Genomic DNA, 23,516 nt, shown 5'->3' on the forward strand with positions numbered 1-23,516 from the left:
CTCTCTGTTCATATCGCTATTGTCCGACTGTCACATCTATCAGGTTTCAAGAGAAACTACAGGATTTAGAATAACCCCGTGTTGTTGATACAACCGCTTATTCCTCCTGTAGTGTGTGTTTGCCGCCCTCTTATCAAATTGATCGGAGGGCATTTTTTGCACAAAAGCAGTCACCTGAAATAATCAAGGCTAATGATAGGAACAGAATGGGGACGAGTGAGTGTTCATTAGGATGAACCGAAGGAGAGGATAAAGGCTTGCTATAAAATAACCCGAGATTCAACTCACCTGGCGATATTGCGCCTGTGCCACCGGCCTTGGGCTCATGCGATTGTTCATCACCTTGATAACACCAAAACGGGGCAGTGTCTTGCTGGTGGTCAATATCAGATCGTCAGTCAGGTTCAAACAGACGCTGGCCTGTTCACCGGCTTCGATCACCAGAAACTCCCCTTTGCCGTGAGGAGTGCCCATGCACACCAGCGCACCGGTTTCGGGAATAATGGCGGGGTGGGTTTCCCCAAAGAACCAGCTTTGTGGCATCAGGGGTTTGTAAAAGCGGCTGACGGCGATAGCATTGAGTACCAGCTGAACCTGATGCGGTACGCTCCACTCCAGTTCGGCAACCCTGTCCATCAGCTGATAATAGAGCGCCGCATCATCCACGCAAAAAGGCTGGGTGGTGAAGGAGCTGGGCACCAATTGTCGCCCTTTATATTCGGTGGCGAAGATCATGCGATCGGATAAATCCAGCATCAGACGATCATCATGAGCATCATAATGCCACTGCCAATTGTCATTGGGTTGGATACACATGCAGGTGCCCTTACTGAAAGTCGTTACTCGACTTTATTCCATGTCGAGAATTTCAGCAACTTTAAATAAAGGGCACCGATTTATTTCTTATATATGGGTCACAATCTCTTTGACCAGATCCGGGCCCTTATAAATAAAGCCGCTGTAAATCTGGACCAGACTGGCACCCGCAGCCAGCTTCTCGCGGGCCGCCATGGCACTGTCGATGCCACCGACGCCAATAATGGGCAGCGCACCATCCAGTGCTTTGGCCAGCTGGCGGATCACTTCGGTGCTCTTGTGCTGCAAAGGACGACCGCTGAGGCCACCCGCTTCAGCGGCATGGGGCATGTCATAAATCATGTCGCGCTCAAGGGTAGTATTGGTGGCAATCACCCCATCAATGCCATTTTTTATCAGAGATGCGGCCACCTGATTAATTTCATCCGGAGTCAAATCCGGCGCAATTTTAACGGCCAGTGGCACGTATTTCTTATATTGCGCGGCCAGCTCCTGCTGACGAACCTTGAGGGCAGCCAACAGTTCATCCAGCGCATCGCCATATTGCAGTGAACGCAACCCCGGCGTATTGGGAGAAGAGATATTGACGGCAATATAACCGGCATGGTCATACACCTTGTCCATGCAGATCAGGTAATCATCCTTGCCCTGCTCGATGGGGGTGTCCTTGTTCTTGCCGATATTGATGCCGATCACCCCCTGATATTTGGCTTTCTTGACCTGGGCAACCAGATGGTCGACCCCTTTGTTGTTGAAGCCCATCCGGTTGATGATCCCCTCTGCCGGAATAACCCGGAACAGACGCGGCTTGTCATTGCCGCTCTGGGGTCTGGGGGTGACGGTACCGACCTCGATAAAGCCGAACCCCATGGCCCCGAAGGCATCGATACACTCGCCATCCTTGTCCAGACCGGCCGCCAGACCCACCGGATTGGCAAAAGAAAGCCCCATGACAGTGACGGGGCGTTTGGGCAAGGAGTGGCGGAAGAAACAATCAAGCGGCGTACCGAGAAGGCGGGGCAAATATTTGATGGAGAGATCGTGCGCCTGTTCCGGGTTGAGCTTGAACAGGAAATGCCTGGCGAGAGGGTACAGCATGTTTGCTCCTTAAAAAAAGCCCCGGCAACTGGCCGGGGCTTTGGGTGTGATACCGCTGTCATGCCTTAACTGGCAATCACAGTGCTCGGCAATTCAACTGGAGCAGGTTCAACTCCCGCAAGGCCACCGAGAACTTGGCGAACTCATGGGTACTGGTGGTCTTGAAGTCGGCCAACATGTGGGTCCAACGGGACAAGAGTTGCTCATGCTCCGAAATCCAGTCGGCCAGTATGGTAGCGCATTCTCCCTGATCTTTGCACCCTTCCAGCACCACGGAAGTGAGGCTGCGCTGCTGCCAGTCCAGATCTTCACGGAAGGAGGCCCGCGCCATCGCCTGCCAGTGGTTGCCCACCGGTTGATGGTTGATCTGGTCGAGGAACCAGTGCAGATCCAGCTTGGCACCGAGGCGATAGTAGACGTTGGCGGCACGCAGGATGTCGGTCTTGTGCTCCGCGGCGATCTGCGCCAGATCCAGGCTGGAGAAGAGGCTGCTCATGTGGGCCACCTGACGGGCGATGGCTTGTGGCACTTGCTTGGCCACCAACGCCGCGACCGCCTGCTGGTGCTCGGCCACTTCGCTCTCGTCCATCACCTCGTAGAGGTGCTGACCCAGCGTCTCGAAGGCCGGACGGAAGAAGGCGATGTTCTCGCTGATGCTCCAGCTGCGATTGCGGGCGCGCAGGAACCAGCGGGTGGCGCGGCGCACGATGCGACGGCTGTAGAACATCAGCTCGAGCTGGGTCTCTGCCCCCACCAGGTTGTCGCACCCTTCGATGTCACGCCACAGCTGGTTGAGGCCAAATACCTCGCGGGCCATGGCGAAGCAGCAGGCCACTTCCGCCACCGAGGCACCGGTCTCGTCCTTCATCCGGCTGGCGAAGTTGAGCCCCATGTCGTTGACCAGCATGTTGGCCACCCGGGTCGCGATGATCTCCCCGCGCAGCGGATGCTGGGCCAGTGCCGCACCGAACTGCTGCTGCAGCTTGGCCGGGAAGCTGGTCACCAGCATGTTGGCGAGGAAGGGCTCGTCGGTCACTTCCGGGCAGTTGAGCTGCTCTTTCAGTACCATCTTGCCATAGGCCACCAGCACCGCCAGTTCGGGACGGGTCAGCCCCTGCCCCGCCGCCATCCGCTCGGAGAGCTCCTCGTCGGAGGGCAGGAACTCCAGGGCGCGGTCCAGTTTGCCTTCCCGCTCCAGCCCCTGGATGAAACGCTGCTGCTCCTTGAGCTGCTCGGCGCCGCGGAAACTGGTCACCGAGATGGACTGGGACTGGCGATAGGCGTTGGTGATGACAATCTGCGCCACGTCGTCGGTCATCTCATAGAGCATCTGATTGCGCTGCTTGAGGGTCAGGTCACCGGCCGCCACCAGCTGGTTCAGCAGGATCTTGATGTTCACCTCGTTGTCGGAGCAATCCACCCCGCCCACGTTGTCGGTGAAGTCGGTGTTGATGCGACCGCCCTGGCTGGCGTACTCCACCCGGCCGAGCTGGGTAAAGCCGAGGTTGCCGCCCTCACCCACGATGCGGACCCGCAGATCGCGGCCATTGACCCGCAGCACATCGTTGCTGCGATCGCCCACTTCGGCGTCGCTCTCGCGGGAACTCTTCACATAGGTGCCGATGCCGCCGTTCCACAGCAGATCCACGTTCAGGCAGAGCAGCGCCTTGATCAGCTCGTTCGGGGCCATGCTGGCCTTGTCAGTACCGAGCAGGGTCTGGATCTCGGGGCTCAGCTTGATGGACTTGGCCGAGCGCAGGAAGATGCCGCCCCCTTGGGATATCAGCTCCCGGTTGTAGTCATCCCAGCTGGAGCCGGGCAGCTCGAACAGGCGCTTGCGCTCGACGAAGCTCTTGGCCGCATTGGGGGTCGGGTCGATGAAGATGTGCATGTGGTTGAAGGCGCCCACCAGCTGGGTGTGCTCGGAGAGCAGCATGCCGTTGCCAAACACGTCCCCCGCCATGTCGCCGATGCCGACGCAAGTGAAGTCGGTGGTCTGGCAGTTGACGCCGATCTCGCGAAAATGCCGCTTGACCGATTCCCAGGCGCCACGGGCGGTGATGCCCATCTTCTTGTGGTCATAGCCGACCGAGCCGCCGGAGGCGAACGCATCGCCCAGCCAGTGGCCGTATTCGAGGCTTATCTCGTTGGCGATGTCCGAGAAGGTCGCGGTGCCCTTGTCGGCGGCCACCACCAGGTAGTAGTCATCCTCGTCGTGACGCACCACGGATTTCGGCGGGATCACCTCGCCGCCGATGATGTTGTCGGTCACATCGAGCAGGCCGCGAATAAACAGGCGATAGCAGGCCTTGCCCTCTTCCTGGATGGCGGCACGGGGGGCCCCCGCCGGCATCTGTTTGCAGTAGAAGCCGCCCTTGGCACCGACTGGCACGATGACGGTGTTCTTCACCTGCTGGGCTTTTACCAGACCCAGCACTTCGGTGCGGAAGTCCTCCTTGCGATCAGACCAGCGCAGACCGCCACGGGCCACCTTGCCCCAGCGCAGGTGCACCCCTTCTACCCGCGGCGAGTAGACGAAGATCTCGAACTTAGGCAGCGGCAGCGGCATGTCGGTGATGCTGGAGGGGGCCAGCTTGAAGGAGATGTAGGGCTTGATGTTGCCCGCCTTGTCCAGCTGGTAGTAGTTGGTGCGCAGGGTGGCGTCGATCATCTCCACATAGCGGCGGATGATGCGATCGTCGTCCAGGTTGGCGACCTGATCCAGCTTGGCGGCGAGCTGCTCGTGCAGCTTGATCTGTACCTTGGCTTCCTGCTTGCCGGCCGGATCCAGGCGCTGTTCGAACAGGGTGAACAGCAACTGGGCGATATCCGGGTAGCGAGTCAGGGTCTCTTCGATATAGGACTGGCTGAAGGAGACGCCGGTCTGACGCATGTATTTGGCATAGGCGCGCAGCACCGAGACCTGACGACCGGTGAGGCCGGCCCCCAGCACCAGGCGGTTGAAGCCGTCATCTTCCAGTTGCTTGTTCCAGATGGCGGCGAAGGCCTGCTGGAAGCGCTGCTGGCTCTGCTCCAGATCGAACGGCTGCTCGCCATGCAGCAGCATGGAGAAATCGAGGATCCAGAAGATGTCACCCGCCGGGGTGCGCACCTGATACGGGGTTTCGCCGATGACGCGCAGCCCCATGTTTTCCAGCATCGGCAGCACATCGGAGAGGTGGATGGGTTCGGTGCGGTGGAACAGTTTGAGGCGGACCCGGCGATCGTTCTCCTCCTCCTGAGCGCGGTAGAACAGCATGCCGAGCGGATTGGCCTCGCTCAGGTTGTCCAGCTCCATGATGTCGGCCACGGCGGAACCCGGCAGCACGTCTTCCTTGTAGGCGCGGGGGAAGGCGGTGCTGAAACGGCGGCGCAGTTCGTTGCCGCGGGCTTCACCGTAGTGAGAGAGCAGCACGGAGTCGAGGCGATCATCCCAGCTGCGGGCCGCTTCAATCAGGTTGTTCTGTACTTCGTTCACATCCACATCCACGTTGTTGTTGTTGACCCGCACTATGTAGTGGGTCCGTGCCAGCACGCCCTCGGTGAAGTAGACGTTGAACTCCACCTCTTCGCTGCTGCCAAAATACTTCTGCAGGATCTGCTGGGTCTTGACCCGCAGCGCCGTGTTGTAGCGCTCCTTGGTGACATAGACCATGCAGGAGAAGAAACGGCCGTACACGTCGCGGCGCACGAACAGGCGCAGCATGTCGCGCTCCTGCATCTCCAGCACGCCAAGACCGGTGGCCAGCAGCTCCTCTTCACGGGCCTGGATCAGCTCATCGCGCGGGTAGGTTTCCAGCACGTTCAGCAGCGCCTTGTAGGCGTGGGAGCCCTTCTCGTGACCGGAGGCGGCCATGATGTGCTCGAGACGGTGACTGATGAGCGGGATCTGGGTCGCGCTGGTGTTGTAGATGGAGGAGGCATAAAGGCCGATGAAGCGATCCTCTCCCACCACCTTGCCGTGCTCGTCGAAGCGCTTGATGCCGATGTAGTCCACATACGCCGGGCGATGCACCCGCGACTTGCTGTTGGACTTGGTGAGGATCAGCAAATCAGAACTCAGCGCCGCGTGACGGGCACTGGCGGGCATGTTGCCAAGGCGCTGCCCCGCTTCCTTGATGGAGTTCTTCATCAGACCCAGGCTGGAGTCCGCCTGGGGCAGAATTTCGTGATCCCCCTCCACCGCCTTGACGTCGTAACGGCGATAGCCCATCAGGGTGAAGTTATGGGCCGCTACCCACTTGAGGAAGGCAACGCAGGAGTCCACTTCGGCCTGACTGACCGGGTTCTTGCGCTTGGGCAATTCGTCGATGATCTCGTTCAAACGTGCCAGCATGGGCTGCCAGTCACCGACTGCCAGGGCCACTTCACCGGCCACGGAATTGAGCTCGGCGGTCAGCCCTTCCATCTGCTCCTCGCTGGTGAGGTGATCGATTTCGATGAGGAAGGCGGTCTCGACCGAGGTCTGTTCGGCGCTGTTGTCGAGATCCAGAATGGCGCTGATCTTGCCTTCGTTGCCGCGAATGAGGTGCAGCGGCTGGTGCAGCATCATGTGCGCCGTGATGCCCCGGCGCTTGAGCGCCATGCGGATGGAGTCCACCAGGAAGGGGGAGTCCTGCAGGATGATCTCGACGATGGTATGGGGAGACTGCCAGCCATGGCGGGTCAGCTCGGGATTGTAGACTCGGATATAGGGGGAGGTCGAGGTGCGCTGGTTGAGCGCATTCCACAGGCTGAGCGCGGCACCATAGAGATCGCTGTCATTGCGATCGTGCAGATCGGTGCTCGCCATGTTGCCGTAGAACTTGGCGACGAAACACTCGACCAGGGAGGCACTCTTCTTGGGCAACTTCTGATGGATCAGGCTGAGAACGTTTTCGAGCAGAACTGAGGTAGGGGCGTCTTTCAATGCCATTTCTATATTCCTTATCGGACGACATTAACCACCGACACAGAGACATCCACCCTGGATGCCCACCGGTACAGAGTTGCTGCGAAGTGTAATGTCTTGGATCAAGGAAGGCGAGCAAAGGTGATAATGAGTTGTTAAAAACAAGGGTCAGATCACGCCTTAAGCTGTGAAATATTTTGCCGTTCTGGCAAAAAACAGAAAATCCCACTGGATGGTTACGGATTTACCGGATAGATAGTGACTTAAAGCAGTGAATTGCGCGGAAATATGTTCAAGTTTTGTTAATTTATGCGTTCGAGGCTGATAAAGCGATAATCGTCCTGGGTTTTGAGGCGAAAATAGCCATGTACCCCGCTGATGGCGACGAAAGGCCGGATTTTCTCAATGCCCAGCTCCAGGGTCAGCCCCTGCTCGCTGCGTACCACCAGACGTTTGGCATGGCCCTGATACATCAGCATGACCTCGTCGTGGCTCAGGGACAGGCGAAAGGTAAACTGCTTCACGATGACTCCTCTGGTCTGATAAACGGCCCGGGGGTTGAAAGGGTGGGAGATGGCTCCCCCACCCCGTTGGGTTTACTGCTGCAGTGCCTTGTTCACTTTCTCGAACAGATCCCGTGCCAGCCCCTCGAGGTTGGCCAGACGGGTCAGCTCGGTGCGGATCAGCGCCTTGCGCCCCTCATCGAGCCGCTTGAACTGAATGAGCGGGGTGATGAGGCGGGAGGCCACCTGCGGGTTGACCTCGTTGAGCTCGATCAAGAGATCGGTCAGGAAGCGGTAGCCGCGACCATCGCGCGCATGGAACTGCACCTGGTTGTTCATGGCAAAGCTACCGATCAGCGCACGTAGCCGGTTCGGGTTGCGGATGCTGAAGGTAGGATGCGCCATCGCCAGCTTCACCTCCTCCAACACGTCTTCCGCCGGCTTGCTACCCACCAGTCGCAACCAGTTGTCCAGCACCAGCCCGTCCTTGGCCCACTTGCCTTCGAAATCGGCCAGCAGCTCGGAGCGGCACGGCAACAGATGGCTGTTGGCCACCTGCAGCGCCGCCAGGGTGTCGGTCATGTTGTCGGCGGTGGCATATTGCTGGCGTACCAGCAGATCGGCACTGCCGGCGTCGAGCGCCGCCAGATAGCCCAGCACGACGCCCTTGAGCGCCCGCTTGGCCATGTCGGCATGCACCACCTGATACGCCGGCAGGCGCAACGCCTCGTAGCTGCTTGTCAGACGGGCACCGAAGGCGTGGGCCAGCGAGGTGTGGATCTCGTTGCGAACCTGATGGATGGCGTCGATGTCGGCCACCTCGAACAGCTCGGCCAGGGTCGCCTCACCCGGCAGCGCCAGGATCTCCGCCTTGAGGGCCGGGTCCAGCTCGCCGTCATCCAGAATGGCGACAAAGGCCGCCAGCAGAGTCTGGGAGAGTTCAACCCCCTGCCCATGCTGCACCCGGGCCACGCCGTCGATGACCGCCTTGTTGATCAGCATCTGCGCCGCATCCCAGCGAGCAAACTCGTTGCGGGCATGGCGCATCAGGAAGGCCAGCGCCTCGTCGCTGTAGTCAAAATGCAGCTTGACCGGTGCCGAGAAATCACGCAGCAGGGAGGGCACCGGCTTGACCGCCACCCGATCGAAGACGAAGGTCTGCTGTGCTTCCAGCACGTCGAGTACGTTGCCAATGGCCTTGCCCTGATACTGCAGCGGAATGACGGCCCCTTGCTCATCATAGAGTTCGATATCGAGCGGAATGTGCAGCGGCAGTTTTTGCGGCTGATCCTGGGTCGGCGGGGTGTGCTGGCTCACGTGCAGGCGATAGACGCCGCTTTCGGCATCGTACTCGTCGGTCACGGTGAGCTCAAGGGTACCGGACTGGCTGTACCAGCGGCGGAAGCGGCCGAGATCGACCCCGGAGGCATCTTCCATCGCCTGCACGAAGTCGTCACAGGTGACGGCCTGACCGTCAAAGCGCTCGAAATAGAGGCGCATGCCTGCCTGGAAGGCGGCCTCACCCAGCAGGGTGTGCAGCATGCGGATCACTTCCGAGCCCTTCTCGTAGACGGTCAGGGTGTAGAAGTTGTTCATCTCGATCACCACATCCGGGCGGATGGGGTGGGCCATGGGGCCGGCATCTTCGGCAAACTGCGGGCCGCGCACGGTGCGCACGTTATTGATGCGATTGACCCCGCGTGAGCCCAGATCGGAGGAGAACTCCTGATCCCGGAACACCGTCAGCCCCTCTTTCAGGCTGAGCTGGAACCAGTCGCGGCAGGTGACGCGGTTGCCGGTCCAGTTGTGGAAGTATTCGTGGCCGATCACCCGCTCGATGCCGTGGTAGTCGCTGTCGGTAGCGGTAGCCGGATTGGCCAGCACGAACTTGGAGTTGAAGATGTTGAGCCCCTTGTTCTCCATGGCGCCCATGTTGAAGAAGTCCACCGCCACGATCATATAGATGTCGAGGTCGTACTCGAGGCCAAAGCGCTGCTCGTCCCAGCGCATGGAGTTGATGAGGCTCTCCATGGCGAAACCGGCGCGGTCCAGGTTGCCCTTGTCGACGAAGATCTCGAGGACCACCTTGCGGCCGCTCTTGGTGGTGTAGTGGCTGCGTTCAACGTCGAAGTCCCCGGCCACCAAGGCAAACAGGTAGCTCGGCTTGGGGAAGGGATCCTGCCACTGCACGAAGTGGCGGCCGTCACCCAGATCGCCGCTGTCGACCTTGTTGCCGTTGGAGAGCAGGAAAGGGAACTGGGATTTGTCGGCGGTGATGCGGGTGCTGTAACGGGCCAGAATGTCGGGCCGGTCCAGGTAATAGGTGATACGCCGGAACCCTTCTGCCTCGCACTGGGTGCAGTAGGCGTCGCCGGACTTGTAGAGCCCTTCCAGCGCGGTGTTGGCAGCCGGATCCAGCAAGGTCACGATGGTCAGTACGCACTCGGCCGGCAAGTTGAACAGAGTCAGACTGCTCTCGCCCTGCTCGTACTGGGTGAAGGGCACCCCGTCCACGCTGACGCTGTGCAGGGAGAGCCCCTCCCCATCCAGCACCAGCGGTTCATTGTGCTCGCCATTGCGCCGCAGACGGGAGATGGCGGTCACCTGGGTCAGCGGCTCCTGCAGTTGAAAGTCGAGATCGATGCTGTCGATCCAGTAGAGCGGAGCCCGGTAATCCTGGCGATATTTGGCCGTCATGGCCTGGGAGTGATCGGTCATTATTGTTTGCTTCCACGCTTGTAATTGACGTGTCAGAGGCTGTCACAACCGGTTGGCAGGGTCAAATAGTTTGCATTCAGGCAAAAGAAAGGGCGACCTCAGTCGCCCTTGTTGATTAATTGACTCGCCGATGATCAGCTGCGTTTGCTGAGCTTGGCCAGGTCCGCCGTGATGTTGGCAGCCTCGACCAGATACTCGTCGGGCGCCTCGAAATCGGCAGGCAGTTCATCCAGACTCTTCACCGCCGGCTTGCCGAGACGGGCAAGACGCTCGTTGGTGCGCTTGAGAGCCTTCTCGTCCTGCTTGGCCTGATCCGCCAGACGTTCCGCCTCGTTGAGGGAGACCGACTTCTTGTCTTTCTCCTCCTTGTAGTCGGCAATGTCCTGCATCACGTAGGCAAACTCCGGATCCTTGTTGATCCGTGCCTCATGGGCAGACTGCAGCTTGGGCAGCAAACTGGCGAAGTTGCCGAGCTTGTCGTACTTGGCCGATGCAATCTTGTCCCACGGCAAGGCGTTGAACTCGCGGCTCTCGCCCGTCTCTTCCGGTGCTACCGCAGTCGGGAAGCTGATGTCCGGAGCGACGCCCTTGTTCTGGGTGCTGCCACCGTTGATCCGGTAGAACTTGGCGATGGTGTACTGCACATGACCGAGCGGCTGCTCGTAGAAGTCATACACCTTGGCGAGGCTGCGATGCTGCTGCACCGTGCCCTTGCCGAACGAGTTCTCGCCGAGGATCAGGGCACGGCCGTAATCCTGCATGGCGGCGGCAAAGATCTCGGAGGCCGAGGCGCTGTAGCGGTCGATCATCACCGACATGGGACCGCCGTAGTAGACGTTGCCGTCGTCATCACCGTTGACGGTGATGCGGCCCATGTGATCCCGGATCTGCACCACAGGACCGCTGGCAAAGAACAGGCCGCTCAGGGCAGAGGCTTCGGTCAGCGCACCGCCGCCGTTGCCACGCAGATCGACGATGAGGCCATCGATCTTCTGCTTGTTGAGGCTGGAGAGCTCCTTGATCACGTCGTCGTGCAGGTTGACGTAGAAACTAGGGATCTCAAGCACCCCGATCTTCTTGCCTTCGGCGGTGATCACCTTGGACTTGGCGGCTCTGTCTTCCAGCCGCACCTTGTCGCGCACCAGCTCGATCTGCTCAGTCTTGGCGGCGGCGCCTTTGCCGCGCTGGATCTCCAGCTTCACCTTGCTGCCTTTTGGTCCCTTGATGAGTTCGACCACGTCATCGAGACGCCAGCCGATCACATCGACAATCTTGCCGTCGTCCTGCCCTACCCCGACAATCTTGTCATCAGGCTTGAGGTGATTGGACTTGGCAGCCGGACCACCGGGCACCAGGGAGCGAATGACGGTGAAGTCATCCTCGGCCTGCAGCACGGCACCAATCCCCTCCAGCGAGAGGTTCATCTCGGTGTTGAAACGATCGGCGCTGCGCGGAGACAGATAGCTGGTGTGCGGTTCGATGGCGCGGGCGAAGGAGTTCATGAAGAGCTGGAACACGTCCTCGCTCTCGGTCTGGGACATCCGCTTGATGGCGTTGTTGTAACGCTTGCCAAGCAGTTCCTTGATCTCGGGCCACTCCTTGCCGCTGAGCTTGAGGCTCAGGGCATCGAATTTGACCCGCTGGCGCCACAACTCGTTGAGTTCGGCTTCGTCTTTCGGCCAGGCCGCCCCTTCCCGATCAAAGATGTAGTTGTCGGGCTGGGTAAAATCGAAAGGAGTATCGAGCAGTTTGAGGGCGTATTCGAACCGCTCATAACGCCGCTGCTGACTCAGATTGAACATCTCGTAAGCCGGTGCCAGCCGTCCTCTCTCGAGGTCGGTGTCAAAACCGGTACGGTACTTTTCAAAGCGGCTGATATCAGAGGCCAGAAACAGGTTGCGGCTGTAGTCCAGATTCTCCAGATACTTGTCAAAGATCACGGAGGAAAAGGCATCGTCCAGCTTGAACTGCTTGTAATGCGAGCGGGTAAACAGATTGGCAATTCGCTTGCTAGCCGTAGCATGTTGGCTCTCCTGAGCCAACACAGGCAAATCACTTTCCTTGAGCACCGGCTCGATGGCCTGTGCAAGCCCGGCAAGCGCCAGGCTACAGGCAACGAGGGAAAAACGAATTACGCCATGCTTCAACATTTGTCTCCTTAGAGAACCAGGTGCTCGAATTTGACCCGCAGCATCATGCCGGTCTGCAATTGAACCTGAACGTCATCCTTGGTCACTTCCTTGATGGTGGCCGGCACCGGAGACTTGCCCAGCACAACCCGGACGCCCTGATCCACTTTCAGGGTAGCGGCATCCACTTTGACCAGCGGTGCTTCGACAGCAGCGGGAACAGCCTTGGGAGCGGCTTTCGGCTTGTCGGATTTGGCGGCAACATCGGCCTTGCGCGGGGCAGGACGACGTGGCTGCTTGGCCTTCTCTTCTTTGGTGTTGGTACGACGGCTGGCAAAGACACGTTCTTTGCTCTCTTTGAGGGCTTGCTTGGCATGCTCGATGTGCTCTTCGGTGAGCAGCTCGCCCGGATTGCCGTCCAGATCGACACGGGCCTGGCCGGCCTTGAGGCCATGCAGGTAACGCCAGCTTGAGGTGTATTGACGCAGAGCAGAACGCAGCATGGTCTTGGAGACTCTGGCGTCGTCAGCAAGACGCTCGGCCAAATCCTGGAAGATGCCAATCTTGAGCGGCTTGGCCTCTCCTTCAGCAATGAAGCAGGCCGGGAATTTCTCGACCAGGTAGGCAACGATCTCTTTACTGTTCTTCAGCTTCTCAGTGTTTTCCATGTATAACCTTGGCTTTCATATAAACGCGCGGGCACACCCGAGCACAACAAAGGCCCCATTATAGAGAGCTTGGGGCCTTTTGCGAACCATCAAGCAATGACTTAGAGCATGCTTTCCAAAATTTGCACCGTTTCTTCCAGTCCAATCCGGTCTTGCGCATCAAAGCGGTTAAAGATTGGACTATCGATATCCAGTACGCCAATGATCTCGCCACCACGCCGCAGCGGGATCACGATTTCGGCATTGCTGGCACCGTCGCAGGCGATATGGCCTTCAAACTGGTGCACGTCGTCGATGAGCTGGGTCTTGCCCTCGGCCACCGCCGTACCACACACCCCGCGTCCGACCGGAATGCGCACGCAGGCCGGCTTGCCCTGGAACGGGCCGAGCACCAGGGTCTCGCCCTGCAACAGGTAAAAGCCGACCCAGTTGATGTCGGCCAGCTCCTGGTTGAGCAGTGCAGACAGGTTGGCCAGGTTGGCGATGAGATCCGGCTCCCCTTCCAGCAATGCCTGGGCCTGCTGGTTGAGGGTGCGATAAAATGCTTGTTTTTCAATCATGATTAAATGAACTTCACTCCCTGACAATCAGTGCAAGGTAACGCCCCGCCTGAAAAATTCAAATCAATTTTCACCTCACCCCCCATCCTTTCTTCAATCAGGCGAGGCATTTAGCGGGCAACGGAGAGCGCCAGTTGCTGGCGCTGGCCATTGCTCCACTCGATATTGAGCAGCCAGACCATCAGCGGCGAGGTGCAGGATCCCACCAGGGTAGTCCCCTGCCAGCCCTGCTCGGTGGCCTCAAAGTTGACCGGAATGGTCCCCATGAACATGTCCCGCCCCTCCAGCCACGCCTTCACCGGCGTCACGGCCGGATCGCCGCCCTGAAGCTGTATCACAAAGTCACGTTCGGCCTGCACCGGCAGCGAGACAACACGCACGGTCAACGGCTTGTCGCCCAGCCGGGTGTTGCAGCTGGTGTGGGACAGATCACAAATCTGATCTTTTTCTGATCCCGCCACCGCGGTCTGCGCGTTGTCGAACCAGGTTCGATAGGCAACCAATCCGAGCAAAATGGCCAATACGATCGCCAAATGGACAATTTTGCGTGAAGTGAGTCTCTCTTTCATGAAAAAACAGCCTTGTAAGATGTCTGAAAAATGACATTTTCGTGATCTCGCGCAAGGTAAATAATTGAACAGGCGAGACCCAACGGAGCCAAATATATCACTGTTTATACTGTTATTTTACCTGTCAGTTCAGTATCATTCCCATTGAATTTTCATTTAGCTACTTTTTGCTTTTCCTTTTATTAACAGTTGTTAACAAGAGAAAAGGCAGTAGCCAATGAAGTCGGTCCACGTCACTGGACACAAAATCAAACAACAGCAGCATCGGAAGCGGAATACAACGATGAGCCATACAACTAACCATCCTGAGTACAACTACACCGTTGTTCGCCAGTTCACCATCATGACGATTGTCTGGGGAATTGTCGGCATGTCGGTTGGCGTACTGATCGCAGCCCAGTTGATCTGGCCTGCCCTCAACTTTGATACTCCCTGGCTGACTTACAGTCGCCTTCGCCCTCTGCACACCAACGCGGTGATCTTCGCGTTTGGCTGTAGCGCCCTGATGGCGACCTCCTTCTATGTGGTGCAACGCACCTGTCAAACCCGACTGTTCGGCGGCAAGCTTGCCTCCTTCGTGTTCTGGGGCTGGCAGGCGATCATCCTCTCGGCCGCCATCTCGCTGCCGCTGGGATACACCACCTCCAAGGAGTACGCAGAGCTGGAATGGCCGATTGATATCGCCATCACCATCGTCTGGGTCGCCTATGCCGTGGTCTTCTTCGGCACCCTGGTCAAGCGCACCACCTCCCACATCTATGTGGCGAACTGGTTCTTCGGTGCCTTCATCATCACGGTGGCCGTGCTGCACATCGTCAACAACATGGAAGTACCGCTCTCGGGCATGAAGTCCTACTCCATGTACTCCGGCGCCATGGATGCCATGGTGCAGTGGTGGTATGGCCACAACGCGGTAGGCTTCCTGCTGACCGCCGGCTTCCTCGGCATGATGTATTACTTCGTGCCCAAGCAGGCGGGTCGTCCGGTCTACTCCTACCGTCTCTCCATCGTTCACTTCTGGGCGCTGATCTCCCTCTACATCTGGGCCGGTCCGCACCACCTGCACTATACCGCGCTGCCTGACTGGGCCCAGTCGCTGGGCATGGTGATGTCCTTGATCCTGTTCGTACCTTCCTGGGGCGGCATGATCAACGGCATCATGACCCTCTCCGGTGCCTGGCACAAACTGCGTTACGACCCCATTCTGCGCTTCCTGATCGTGTCCCTGTCGTTCTACGGCATGTCCACCTTCGAAGGCCCGATGATGGCGATCAAGACCGTCAACGCCCTCTCCCACTACACCGACTGGACGATCGGTCACGTCCACTCCGGTGCACTGGGCTGGGTTGCCATGGTCTCCATCGGTGCCGTGTACCACCTGATCCCGAACCTGTTCGGCCAGGGCCGCATGTACAGCATCAAGCTCATCAACGTCCACTTCTGGCTGGCTACCGTGGGCACCGTGCTCTACATCGTCGCCATGTGGATTTCCGGGGTGATGCAGGGTCTGATGTGGCGTGCGGTCAACGACGACGGCACCCTGACCTACAGCTTCGTAGAAGCGCTGCAGGCCTCTTATCCCTTCTACTTCGTGCGCTTCCTGGGTGGCTGCTTCTTTGTCACCGGCATGTTGCTGATGGCCTACAACGCCTATCGCACCATCACTGCGCCCAAAGGTTCCCTGGAACCTGTCGCACAGCCAGCATGATTGAAGAGGTCAAAGCATGAGCAACAATAACCGTCACGAGATCTTTGAAAAGAGCGTTCCCATGCTGGTGGTCGGCATCATATTTGCCATCAGCCTGGGGGGCCTGGTCGAAATCACCCCGCTGTTCTTCCAGAAGCAGACCACTGAGCCGGTCGAGGGCCTCAAGCCCTATACCGCTCTGCAAATGGAAGGGCGCGACATCTTCATCCGCGAAGGCTGCACCGTCTGCCACAGCCAGATGATCCGTCCGTTCCGCGCCGAAACCGAGCGTTACGGCCACTACTCGGTCGCCGGCGAAAGCGTGTGGGAGCACCCCTTCCTGTGGGGCTCCAAGCGTACCGGTCCGGATCTGGCCCGGGTCGGCGGTCGTTATTCCGACGACTGGCACCGTGCCCACCTGATCAACCCGCGCGACGTGGTGCCCGAGTCCAACATGCCCGCCTTCCCCTGGCTCGACACCAACGTGCTGACCGGTGAACTGACTGGCAAGAAGCTGGCCCTGTTCCGCGATCACTTCGGCGTACCCTACACGGATGCCGACATTCAGGATGCCGGTGAGGCCGTGAAGGGCAAGACCGAGCTGGATGCGCTGGTAGCCTATCTGCAATCACTGGGTCATGCCCTGAAATAAAGGAGTCAGGATATGGATTACGGCACATTTCGCGGCCTGTATACCCTGCTGTTGATGGCCATCATGATCGGCATCATCGTCTGGGCCTACAGCAAGCGCCGCAAGACCTCCTTCGACGAGGCTGCCAATCTGGTTTTTGCCGACGACGAGCAACCCAGTGCTGATAACAAGAACGCAGGAGCGAAACAATAATGAGCACTTTGTTTAGCATTTTTGTCACCGTCATCAGTCTGGGGACCATCCTCGGCTGCTTCTTGCTGCTGGTCTGGTGCCTGCGCGACAAGATGGGGGTGGAAGAGGGCAAGTCCATGGGACACGCCTTCGACGGCATCGAAGAGATCAACAACCCGCTGCCGAAGTGGTGGACCTACATGTTCCTCTTCTTCATCGTCACCGGTCTGGTCTATCTGATTGCCTTCCCGGGCCTTGGCAACTTCAAGGGCGTACTGGGCTGGCAGAGCTCCAACCAGGACGTACGCTCGCTGGCCGAGTCCAAGGCTGCGGCGGCCTCCGCCAAGGCTGAAGGGCGTGCGGTGGAGTACGATCGCGAGCTCATCAAGGCCGACGAGATCTACGGCGCCAAGTTCCGCGAGCTGGCCTATCAGGCTGATGGCAAGACCTATCGCGCCATCGAAGAGATCGCCGCCGATCCGGAAGCCCGCAAGGTGGGTCAGCGTCTGTTCCTGCAGAACTGCTCCCAGTGCCATGGCTCCGATGCCCGCGGTGGTCGCGGTTTCCCGAACCTGACTGACAGCGAATGGCAATGGGGCGGCGCGCCCGACCAGATCAAGACCACCATCATGGGCGGTCGCCAGGGCGTGATGGCAGCCTGGGGCGAGATCCTCGGCAAGGACGGGGTCAAGGAAGTGGCCTCCTACGTGCTGAGCCTCTCCGGTCGCAAGGTGGACATGGTGGAAGCCAAGAAGGGTGAAGCACGCTTCACCATCTGCGCCGCCTGTCACGGTCCGGACGCCAAGGGCGGCATCGCCTTCGGGGCGCCAGATCTCACCAACAACACCTGGCTCTACGGCGGTTCCCGTCAGGTGGTCGAGCAGACCATCACCCACGGTCGTCACGGCGTGATGCCGGCCTGGAAGGATATTCTGGGTGAAGACAAGGTGCACCTGCTCGCCTCCTACGTTTACAGCTTGTCCCACAACGACCAGCAAAATAAGCAGTAACATGTGATAAACACGTGATTACTCAGCAAAAAGCCTCGACTCTTCGAGGCTTTTTGTTATCTTGTGTTGACTGAAATTCCTCTGTTTCGTTAATCACTGGTTTCACGGTAGTAGCACTATGTCCCAACCCTGGTATCGCCAATTCTGGCCCTGGTTCATCATCGCCCTCCCGACCGCAGCCGTGATCGGCAGCATCAGCACGGCGATCATCGCCAGCAAGGATGGCGTCAACCTGGTGGCCGAAGACTATTACAAGCAAGGCAAAGAGATTAATCAGGATCTCAGCAAGTTTGATCGCTCCGAAGCCCTCAACATCCACATCGCGCTGGAGGTCAACGGCAACGAGCTGACCCTCAAGCCGCTGTCGGGGGATATCCCGGCCGGCCAGGCGCTCTACCTCTCCCTGTTTCACCCCACCCTCGCCGGCATGGACAGCGAGCACATGGTGACCGCCGACGGCAACGGCGTCTATCGCCTGCTGCTCGACAAACCGCTCACCGGTAAGTGGCATGTGCGGGTGGATGCCTTCAACCACGAATGGCGGCTGCAAGAGACTGTCCAGCTCCCCACCAAGGCCCCCGTCGAACTCGATCCCAAAGGACGCTGAGTCATGAGCCGTCCTGTTTACCATGACGCGCCGGCAGTGACCGGCGCTTCACTGTTTCTGCCGACAGGCCAGGCGGCCTGCGGCCAGCTGTCATGAGCGGCTGCTTTCACTGTGGTGAGCCGGTGCCCGCCGGCAGCCGCTATGCCCTCGAGATAAAAGGCATAGTCCAGCCCATGTGCTGCCCCGGTTGTCAGGCGGTGGCGGAAACCATTCTGGAGTGCGGCCTGGCCAGCTACTACGAGCACCGCACCGCCCCCGGCACCAAGGGCGAGCTGGTACCCGCAGAGCTCGCCGCCCTCACCCACTATGATCTGGCCGAAGTGCAGCAGGATTTTGTCACCGACAGCGCCACCGGCAGCCACAAGGTGCGCGAGATCCAGCTGACGGTGGAAGGCTTGACCTGCGCCGCCTGTGCCTGGCTCATCGAACGCCATCTGGGCAATCTGGCCGGGCTGTACTACATCAACGTCAACACCACCACCCACCGGGCCCGCATCAAGTGGGATCCGGACCGGCTCTCGTTGAGCGATATCCTCAAGGGCTTTGCCAAGATCGGCTATCGCGCCTACCCCTTCCAGACTCACCAGCAGGAAGCGCTCTATGCCAAAGAGGTGCGCAGCTACATGTTCCGGCTGGCACTGGCGGGGCTCGGCTCCATGCAGGTGATGATGTGCGCGGTGGCGCTCTACATGGACCTCTTCATCAGTGTCGAAGAGGAGTTCATGGTCTACTTCAAGTGGATAAGTCTGCTGCTCTCCACCCCCATCATGATCTACTCGGCCCAGCCCTTCTACGTGGGCGCCTGGCGCAGCCTCAGGCAGGGGCACCTCTCCATGGACGTGTCGGTGTCGCTGGCGCTGATCGGTGCCTTCGTCGCCTCCATGTGGGCCACCGTGTTCAATACCGGTGAGGTCTATTACGACTCCATCACCATGTTCGTCTTCTTCCTGCTGCTGGGGCGCTTCCTCGAGCTGCGGGCCAGACGCAAGGCCTCCGAGTCGAGCTCCAACCTGGCGCGGCTGGTACCCATCATGGCCACCCGGCTCGATGAGGAGGGTGAACACGAGGTGGCCGCCAAGACGCTGCAGGTGGGCGACCGGGTGCGAGTGCTGGCGGGGGCCACCCTGCCGGCGGATGGCATCATCCTGCTTGGGCAGGCCAGCCTCAACGAATCCATGCTGACCGGCGAACAGCTGCCGCTGCTCAAGCAGGCGGGGGATGCCGTCTATGCCGGCACCATCAACACCGACGCCCCCCTCGAGATCCGGGTCAGCCATCGCATCGAAGAGTCGCGCCTGGCCCAGATCATGCGGCTGCAGGATCACGCGCTGGACGACAAACCGGCCATCGCCCAGATGGCGGACGTGCTCTCTCGCCACTTCATTCTGGTGCTGCTGTTCATCGCCGCAGGGGTCTGGACCTTCTGGCATTTCCATCAGCCGGAGCAGGCCTTCTGGGTCACCCTGGCAGTGCTGGTGGCGACCTGCCCCTGCGCCCTGTCGCTGGCCACCCCCACCGCGCTCACCTCGGCCACCGCCCGCCTGACCCGTGCCGGCATCCTGCTGCGCCGCGGTCACGTGCTGGACGTACTGACCCGAGCCAACCGCATCGTGATGGACAAGACCGGCACCCTGACCACCGGCAACATCAGCCTCACCAGCACGGAGGCCCTGGGTAATCTCGACGCGGCGCGCTGCCATGCCATCGCCCGCGCCCTGGAGGCCTATTCCGAACACCCCATCGCCCGCGCCTTTCGCAGCAACGCCGCAGAGGACGCCGTGCTGCTGGCGGCCAGCAAGGTGACCCCCGTCATCGGACACGGTATCGAAGGGGTGATCGAGGGTCGCCACTATCGCCTCGGCAGTGCCCGCTGGCTCGGCATCAGCGATACCCACGCAGCGCAAGCGGACGGGCTAGTCATCTACCTGGCCGACGAGGACCGGGCGCTCGCCCGTTTCCTGCTGACCGACACCCTGCGCCCCGATGCGAAGGCATTGATCCAGGCCTTCAAGGCAGCCGGCCTCAAGACCACCATCCTCACCGGCGACAGCTCTGCCCAGGCCGACGAGGTGGCCCGCGAGCTGGGGGTCGACGAGCTGGTCAAGGGCGTCACGCCGGATGGCAAGCTGGCCTACCTCAAGGAGCACGAGGCCCGCGGTGACATCAGCATCATGGTGGGAGATGGCATCAACGACGCCCCGGTGCTGGCCGGTGCCCACGCCTCCTTCGCCATGGCCGGCGGCACCGACCTGGCCAAGAACAGCGCCGACGCCATTTTGCTGGCCGACGATCTCTCCCGCCTGCTGGATGCCCGCGCCCTGGCGCTGCGCACCCGCAAGATCATCAAGGAGAACTTCGCCTGGTCCATCGGCTACAACCTGCTGGTGCTGCCATTGGCGGCGAGCGGCTGGCTGCCTCCCTACGTGGCGGCGGCGGGCATGTCGCTCAGCTCCCTCATCGTGGTCACCAACTCCATGCGGCTCAACCGCTGAGCCGTGGCCACAAGGACAGACAGGGTGAAGGGAGCGGGCTCCTGTCAGGCTCCCTTCACCATCAAATCGACGGGTCTGCGGCCACCAAGGTGGTGTACCATGACCCCTTTCATTGCAAGGTTTGCTGCATGAACATCATCTTCGTCCTCATCCCCATCGCCATCCTCTTCGTCATCATCGCCGGCGCCGTCTTCTTCTGGGCCATTCGCTCCGAGCAGTTTGAAGATCTCGACCGCCAGGGTTCCAATATCCTGTTCGATGAAGAGCAACCCGCCCCCAAACACGCCGAGCACGAGCACAAAGATGACGGCCACCCTTGATCTGCTGGGCGCCCTGCTGGTGGGACTGGCTGGCGCCGGCCACTGCATCGGCATGTGCGGCGGTGTCTCCGCCGCCCTCTCCATGGCCATTCCTGCCGAGAAGCAGCACTTCTGGGGTCGGCTCGGTTACCTGCTCAACTACAACCTCGGCCGGATCTTGAGCTATGTGATTGCCGGTGCCCTGGTCGGGGGACTGCTGGCCACCACCAGTGAACTCGGCGCGGGCAAGCACGCCATCGCCGGCCTGCGGCTGGTGGCGGCCTTCCTGATGATTGCTCTCGGGCTCTATCTCGCCGGCTGGTGGCAGGGAGTGTTGCTGCTCGAGCGCATTGGCGCTAGGTTGTGGCCCCGCCTCAAGCCGCTGGCGGGCAAGTTCATCCCCTTCACCTCGGCCTGGCAGGCACTGCCGTTTGGCATGGTGTGGGGCTGGCTCCCCTGCGGGCTGGTCTACTCCATGCTGACCTGGAGCGCAGCGGCGGGATCCGCTGGCGGCGGAGCGCTGATCATGCTCTTTTTCGGTCTCGGCACCCTGCCGACCCTGTTTGCGCTGGGGGGGCTGGCGGATCGACTGCGCTACTGGCTGACCCTGCGCAGTTTGCGCCTTGGTGGGGCCCTGCTGCTCATCGCATACGGGCTGCATACCCTCTGGATCGGGATTGCGTCCTTTTGAAACCCTATCCAAAACGGATGAGTTGATGGTAAACTTGTTTGATATAAATCAATTATTCGTATGAGCCTATGATCCCGGAAAAGAAACCTGGCAGACGTATTCAGAGCGGTGGCTGTGCAATTCATTGCCAGGATTGCAGCATCAGCCAGCTCTGCATTCCCTTCACTCTGAACGACAACGAGCTCGATCAGCTGGACAGCATCATCGAGCGCAAGAAGCCGATCCAGAAGGGTGAAGAGTTGTTCAAGGCCGGCGATGAGCTTAAATCGCTCTACGCCATCCGTTCCGGGACCATCAAGTCATACACCATTACCGAGCAGGGTGACGAGCAGATCACGGCCTTCCACCTGGCTGGCGATCTGGTCGGCTTTGACGCCATCCACAAACAGGCGCACCCCTCCTTCGCCCAGGCGCTGGAAACCGCCATGGTGTGCGAGATCCCGTTCGACGTGCTCGACGATCTCTCCGGCAAGATGCCCAAGCTCCGCCAGCAGATCATGCGGCTGATGAGCAACGAGATCATGGGCGACCAGGAGATGATCCTGCTGCTCTCCAAGAAGAATGCCGAAGAGCGCCTTGCCGCCTTCCTGCACAACCTGTCGGTGCGCTTCTCCGAGCGTGGTTTCTCCGCCAAGGAGTTCCGCCTCTCCATGACCCGCGGCGACATCGGCAACTACCTCGGCCTCACCGTCGAGACCATCAGCCGCCTGCTGGGCCGCTTCCAGAAGTCCGGTCTCATCAGCGTCAAGGGCAAATACATTACCGTACTGGATCACGTCGCCCTCGGCGTCATGGCCGGTGCGACCCGCCCCCCCTGCGGTTAAGCTTCCTCTCTCTGGTGCCGGATCGGTTTACTCCGAAATTTGATCCGGCACACGTCCCCCCTTCTCCTCCTGAGCTAAGCTGTAATGGCTAAAGGTCTGCCATCATTGGTATTTTTGCCAAAGAGGAGGAGAACATGGTCAAGTACCGAAAAATCCTGGTGGTCATCAACCCGGAAGAAGAGCGGCAAATCGCCCTCGAACGTGCGGTCAAGGTAGCCGAGCTGGATGAAGGCGCCCAACTGACCCTGTTGCTCACCATTTACGACTTCTCGTATGAAATGACCGCCATGCTGTCGGTGGATGAGCGGGAAGAGATGCGCCACGGGGTGATTGCCCAGCGCCGCGAATGGCTCGACGACATCCTCAAACCCTACCGTGCCCGTGGACTGGATTGCGAGATCAAGGTGGTCTGGCACAACCGTCCCTTCGAATGCATCATTCAGGAAGTGCTGGAGCAGCGCCACGATCTGGTGGTCAAGGCCACCCACCACCACTCCTTCCTGCAAACCTTCATCTTCACCCCTACCGACTGGCATCTGCTGCGCAAGTGCCCCTGCCCCGTGCTGCTGGTGAAAGAGGGTCATTGGCAGCGGGGCGGCAACATCATCGCCGCCATCAATTGCTCCAGCGACGATCAGGATCAGAAACTGCTCAACGAGCGGATCACCGAAGAGGGGATCGCCATCGCCGAGCTGCTCGGCTCCAACCTCTATCTGGTCAACACCTATCCGGGCACCCCGGTCAACGTGGCTATCGAGCTGCCGGAGTTTGACCCCAACGCCTACAACGACGCCATTCGCAAACACCACGAGAGCCTGCTGCTGAGCCACGCCGACAAATACGGCATCGGCCATCTCTGGACCCGGGTGGCGGAAGGCCTGCCCGAAGAAGTGCTGCCCGATCTCGCCGGCGAGCTGCAGGCCACCCTGATGATCATGGGGTGCGTTGGTCGCACCGGGCTCTCCGCCGCCCTGCTCGGCAACACCGCCGAACACGTGGTGGATCGTCTCGCCTGCGACATGCTGATCCTCAAGCCCGCCGATTACAGCTGCCCGGTCGATAGCCGCCGTCCAGCATAAGCCTTTCTTGCCCTCCCCCGGGACATGGCTATAATAAGCCGCTTATTTTTGT

19 protein-coding genes are annotated in these 23,516 nt (G+C 59.8%); 10 read left to right on the plus strand and 9 right to left on the minus strand.

Features of this window, described 5'->3' with window-relative positions; translation table 11 throughout:
* Positions 1-279: 279 nt before the first annotated feature.
* The 9 genes from ACPW75_RS08825 to ACPW75_RS08865 form a co-directional block, all read right to left on the minus strand.
* Complete coding sequence (locus ACPW75_RS08825; RefSeq protein WP_011706138.1) at positions 280-816, minus strand: cell division protein ZapC; 537 nt, start codon at positions 814-816, stop codon at positions 280-282.
* Positions 817-903: 87 nt separating this feature from the next.
* On the minus strand, positions 904-1,914 hold the full coding sequence (gene pyrD, locus ACPW75_RS08830; RefSeq protein WP_029300913.1) for a quinone-dependent dihydroorotate dehydrogenase: 1,011 nt from the start codon (positions 1,912-1,914) through the stop codon (positions 904-906).
* Positions 1,915-1,990: 76 nt separating this feature from the next.
* Complete coding sequence (locus tag ACPW75_RS08835) at positions 1,991-6,829, minus strand: NAD-glutamate dehydrogenase (protein WP_077096241.1); 4,839 nt, start codon at positions 6,827-6,829, stop codon at positions 1,991-1,993.
* 278 nt (positions 6,830-7,107) lie between these two features.
* Positions 7,108-7,329: a DUF2835 domain-containing protein gene (locus tag ACPW75_RS08840; RefSeq protein ID WP_005300804.1), complete on the minus strand. Its 222-nt coding sequence runs from the start codon at positions 7,327-7,329 to the stop codon at positions 7,108-7,110.
* Positions 7,330-7,401: 72 nt separating this feature from the next.
* Positions 7,402-10,026, minus strand: a complete 2,625-nt coding sequence (pepN, locus tag ACPW75_RS08845) for an aminopeptidase N (RefSeq protein ID WP_264098245.1) — start codon at positions 10,024-10,026, stop codon at positions 7,402-7,404.
* 134 nt (positions 10,027-10,160) lie between these two features.
* Complete coding sequence (gene prc, locus ACPW75_RS08850; RefSeq protein ID WP_016350681.1) at positions 10,161-12,176, minus strand: carboxy terminal-processing peptidase; 2,016 nt, start codon at positions 12,174-12,176, stop codon at positions 10,161-10,163.
* 8 nt (positions 12,177-12,184) lie between these two features.
* Positions 12,185-12,823 (minus strand): RNA chaperone ProQ, encoded by a 639-nt coding sequence (gene proQ / locus ACPW75_RS08855; RefSeq protein WP_077096243.1) that lies wholly within the window; start codon positions 12,821-12,823, stop codon positions 12,185-12,187.
* 101 nt (positions 12,824-12,924) lie between these two features.
* Positions 12,925-13,383 carry a GAF domain-containing protein gene (locus ACPW75_RS08860; RefSeq protein ID WP_011706144.1) on the minus strand — a complete coding sequence of 153 codons (459 nt, stop codon included), beginning with the start codon at positions 13,381-13,383 and terminating at the stop codon, positions 12,925-12,927.
* A 110-nt stretch (positions 13,384-13,493) separates the two neighbouring features.
* On the minus strand, positions 13,494-13,952 hold the full coding sequence (locus tag ACPW75_RS08865; RefSeq protein WP_077096244.1) for a hypothetical protein: 459 nt from the start codon (positions 13,950-13,952) through the stop codon (positions 13,494-13,496).
* Between the two features lie 283 nt (positions 13,953-14,235).
* On the opposite strand from ACPW75_RS08865, the gene ccoN reads away from it, so the two are divergent.
* The 10 genes from ccoN (at position 14,236) to uspE (ending at position 23,464) form a co-directional block, all read left to right on the plus strand.
* Positions 14,236-15,660: a cytochrome-c oxidase, cbb3-type subunit I gene (gene ccoN / locus ACPW75_RS08870; protein WP_016350679.1), complete on the plus strand. Its 1,425-nt coding sequence runs from the start codon at positions 14,236-14,238 to the stop codon at positions 15,658-15,660.
* Positions 15,661-15,676: 16 nt separating this feature from the next.
* On the plus strand, positions 15,677-16,291 hold the full coding sequence (gene ccoO / locus ACPW75_RS08875) for a cytochrome-c oxidase, cbb3-type subunit II (RefSeq protein ID WP_077096245.1): 615 nt from the start codon (positions 15,677-15,679) through the stop codon (positions 16,289-16,291).
* 12 nt (positions 16,292-16,303) lie between these two features.
* On the plus strand, positions 16,304-16,483 hold the full coding sequence (locus ACPW75_RS08880) for a CcoQ/FixQ family Cbb3-type cytochrome c oxidase assembly chaperone (protein ID WP_005300779.1): 180 nt from the start codon (positions 16,304-16,306) through the stop codon (positions 16,481-16,483).
* Positions 16,483-17,472 (plus strand): cytochrome-c oxidase, cbb3-type subunit III, encoded by a 990-nt coding sequence (ccoP, locus tag ACPW75_RS08885; protein WP_011706147.1) that lies wholly within the window; start codon positions 16,483-16,485, stop codon positions 17,470-17,472. Before ACPW75_RS08880 ends, ccoP begins: the two co-directional genes overlap by 1 nt.
* Positions 17,473-17,590: 118 nt before the next feature.
* The gene (locus tag ACPW75_RS08890; RefSeq protein ID WP_011706148.1) at positions 17,591-18,079 is read left to right on the plus strand and encodes a FixH family protein; all 489 of its coding nucleotides are present in this window, start codon (positions 17,591-17,593) and stop codon (positions 18,077-18,079) included.
* Positions 18,080-18,171: 92 nt separating this feature from the next.
* Positions 18,172-20,571 carry a heavy metal translocating P-type ATPase gene (locus ACPW75_RS08895; protein ID WP_077096247.1) on the plus strand — a complete coding sequence of 800 codons (2,400 nt, stop codon included), beginning with the start codon at positions 18,172-18,174 and terminating at the stop codon, positions 20,569-20,571.
* A 128-nt stretch (positions 20,572-20,699) separates the two neighbouring features.
* Positions 20,700-20,891 (plus strand): cbb3-type cytochrome oxidase assembly protein CcoS, encoded by a 192-nt coding sequence (gene ccoS, locus ACPW75_RS08900; RefSeq protein ID WP_005300771.1) that lies wholly within the window; start codon positions 20,700-20,702, stop codon positions 20,889-20,891.
* A complete protein-coding gene (locus ACPW75_RS08905) occupies positions 20,875-21,561 on the plus strand; it encodes a sulfite exporter TauE/SafE family protein (protein WP_024945239.1) in 687 nt (228 codons plus the stop codon). The genes ccoS and ACPW75_RS08905 overlap by 17 nt, the downstream gene beginning before the upstream one ends.
* 68 nt (positions 21,562-21,629) lie before the next feature.
* A complete protein-coding gene (locus tag ACPW75_RS08910) occupies positions 21,630-22,385 on the plus strand; it encodes an FNR family transcription factor (protein ID WP_005300768.1) in 756 nt (251 codons plus the stop codon).
* Between the two features lie 134 nt (positions 22,386-22,519).
* Positions 22,520-23,464 carry a universal stress protein UspE gene (gene uspE / locus ACPW75_RS08915; protein WP_005300766.1) on the plus strand — a complete coding sequence of 315 codons (945 nt, stop codon included), beginning with the start codon at positions 22,520-22,522 and terminating at the stop codon, positions 23,462-23,464.
* Positions 23,465-23,516: the final 52 nt, after the last annotated feature.

This window comes from Aeromonas sp. FL131 (assembly GCF_049860615.1).
In the GTDB taxonomy this organism is placed as follows: Bacteria; Pseudomonadota; Gammaproteobacteria; order Enterobacterales; family Aeromonadaceae; genus Aeromonas; species Aeromonas hydrophila.

What these genes read in the sequence shown, in the direction of transcription:
- ccoP (WP_011706147.1), top strand. Translation starts at nt 16,483, where the DNA reads ATGAGCACTTTGTTTAGCATTTTTGTCACCGTCATCAGTCTGGGGACC.
- ACPW75_RS08860 (WP_011706144.1), bottom strand. Translation starts at nt 13,383, where the DNA reads ATGATTGAAAAACAAGCATTTTATCGCACCCTCAACCAGCAGGCCCAG.
- ccoO (WP_077096245.1), top strand. Translation starts at nt 15,677, where the DNA reads ATGAGCAACAATAACCGTCACGAGATCTTTGAAAAGAGCGTTCCCATG.
- ACPW75_RS08890 (WP_011706148.1), top strand. Translation starts at nt 17,591, where the DNA reads ATGTCCCAACCCTGGTATCGCCAATTCTGGCCCTGGTTCATCATCGCC.
- ACPW75_RS08825 (WP_011706138.1), bottom strand. Translation starts at nt 816, where the DNA reads ATGTGTATCCAACCCAATGACAATTGGCAGTGGCATTATGATGCTCAT.
- ACPW75_RS08880 (WP_005300779.1), top strand. Translation starts at nt 16,304, where the DNA reads ATGGATTACGGCACATTTCGCGGCCTGTATACCCTGCTGTTGATGGCC.
- ccoS (WP_005300771.1), top strand. Translation starts at nt 20,700, where the DNA reads ATGAACATCATCTTCGTCCTCATCCCCATCGCCATCCTCTTCGTCATC.
- proQ (WP_077096243.1), bottom strand. Translation starts at nt 12,823, where the DNA reads ATGGAAAACACTGAGAAGCTGAAGAACAGTAAAGAGATCGTTGCCTAC.
- prc (WP_016350681.1), bottom strand. Translation starts at nt 12,176, where the DNA reads ATGTTGAAGCATGGCGTAATTCGTTTTTCCCTCGTTGCCTGTAGCCTG.
- ccoN (WP_016350679.1), top strand. Translation starts at nt 14,236, where the DNA reads ATGAGCCATACAACTAACCATCCTGAGTACAACTACACCGTTGTTCGC.
- ACPW75_RS08905 (WP_024945239.1), top strand. Translation starts at nt 20,875, where the DNA reads ATGACGGCCACCCTTGATCTGCTGGGCGCCCTGCTGGTGGGACTGGCT.
- pyrD (WP_029300913.1), bottom strand. Translation starts at nt 1,914, where the DNA reads ATGCTGTACCCTCTCGCCAGGCATTTCCTGTTCAAGCTCAACCCGGAA.
- ACPW75_RS08865 (WP_077096244.1), bottom strand. Translation starts at nt 13,952, where the DNA reads ATGAAAGAGAGACTCACTTCACGCAAAATTGTCCATTTGGCGATCGTA.
- ACPW75_RS08895 (WP_077096247.1), top strand. Translation starts at nt 18,172, where the DNA reads ATGAGCGGCTGCTTTCACTGTGGTGAGCCGGTGCCCGCCGGCAGCCGC.
- uspE (WP_005300766.1), top strand. Translation starts at nt 22,520, where the DNA reads ATGGTCAAGTACCGAAAAATCCTGGTGGTCATCAACCCGGAAGAAGAG.
- ACPW75_RS08835 (WP_077096241.1), bottom strand. Translation starts at nt 6,829, where the DNA reads ATGGCATTGAAAGACGCCCCTACCTCAGTTCTGCTCGAAAACGTTCTC.
- pepN (WP_264098245.1), bottom strand. Translation starts at nt 10,026, where the DNA reads ATGACCGATCACTCCCAGGCCATGACGGCCAAATATCGCCAGGATTAC.
- ACPW75_RS08910 (WP_005300768.1), top strand. Translation starts at nt 21,630, where the DNA reads ATGATCCCGGAAAAGAAACCTGGCAGACGTATTCAGAGCGGTGGCTGT.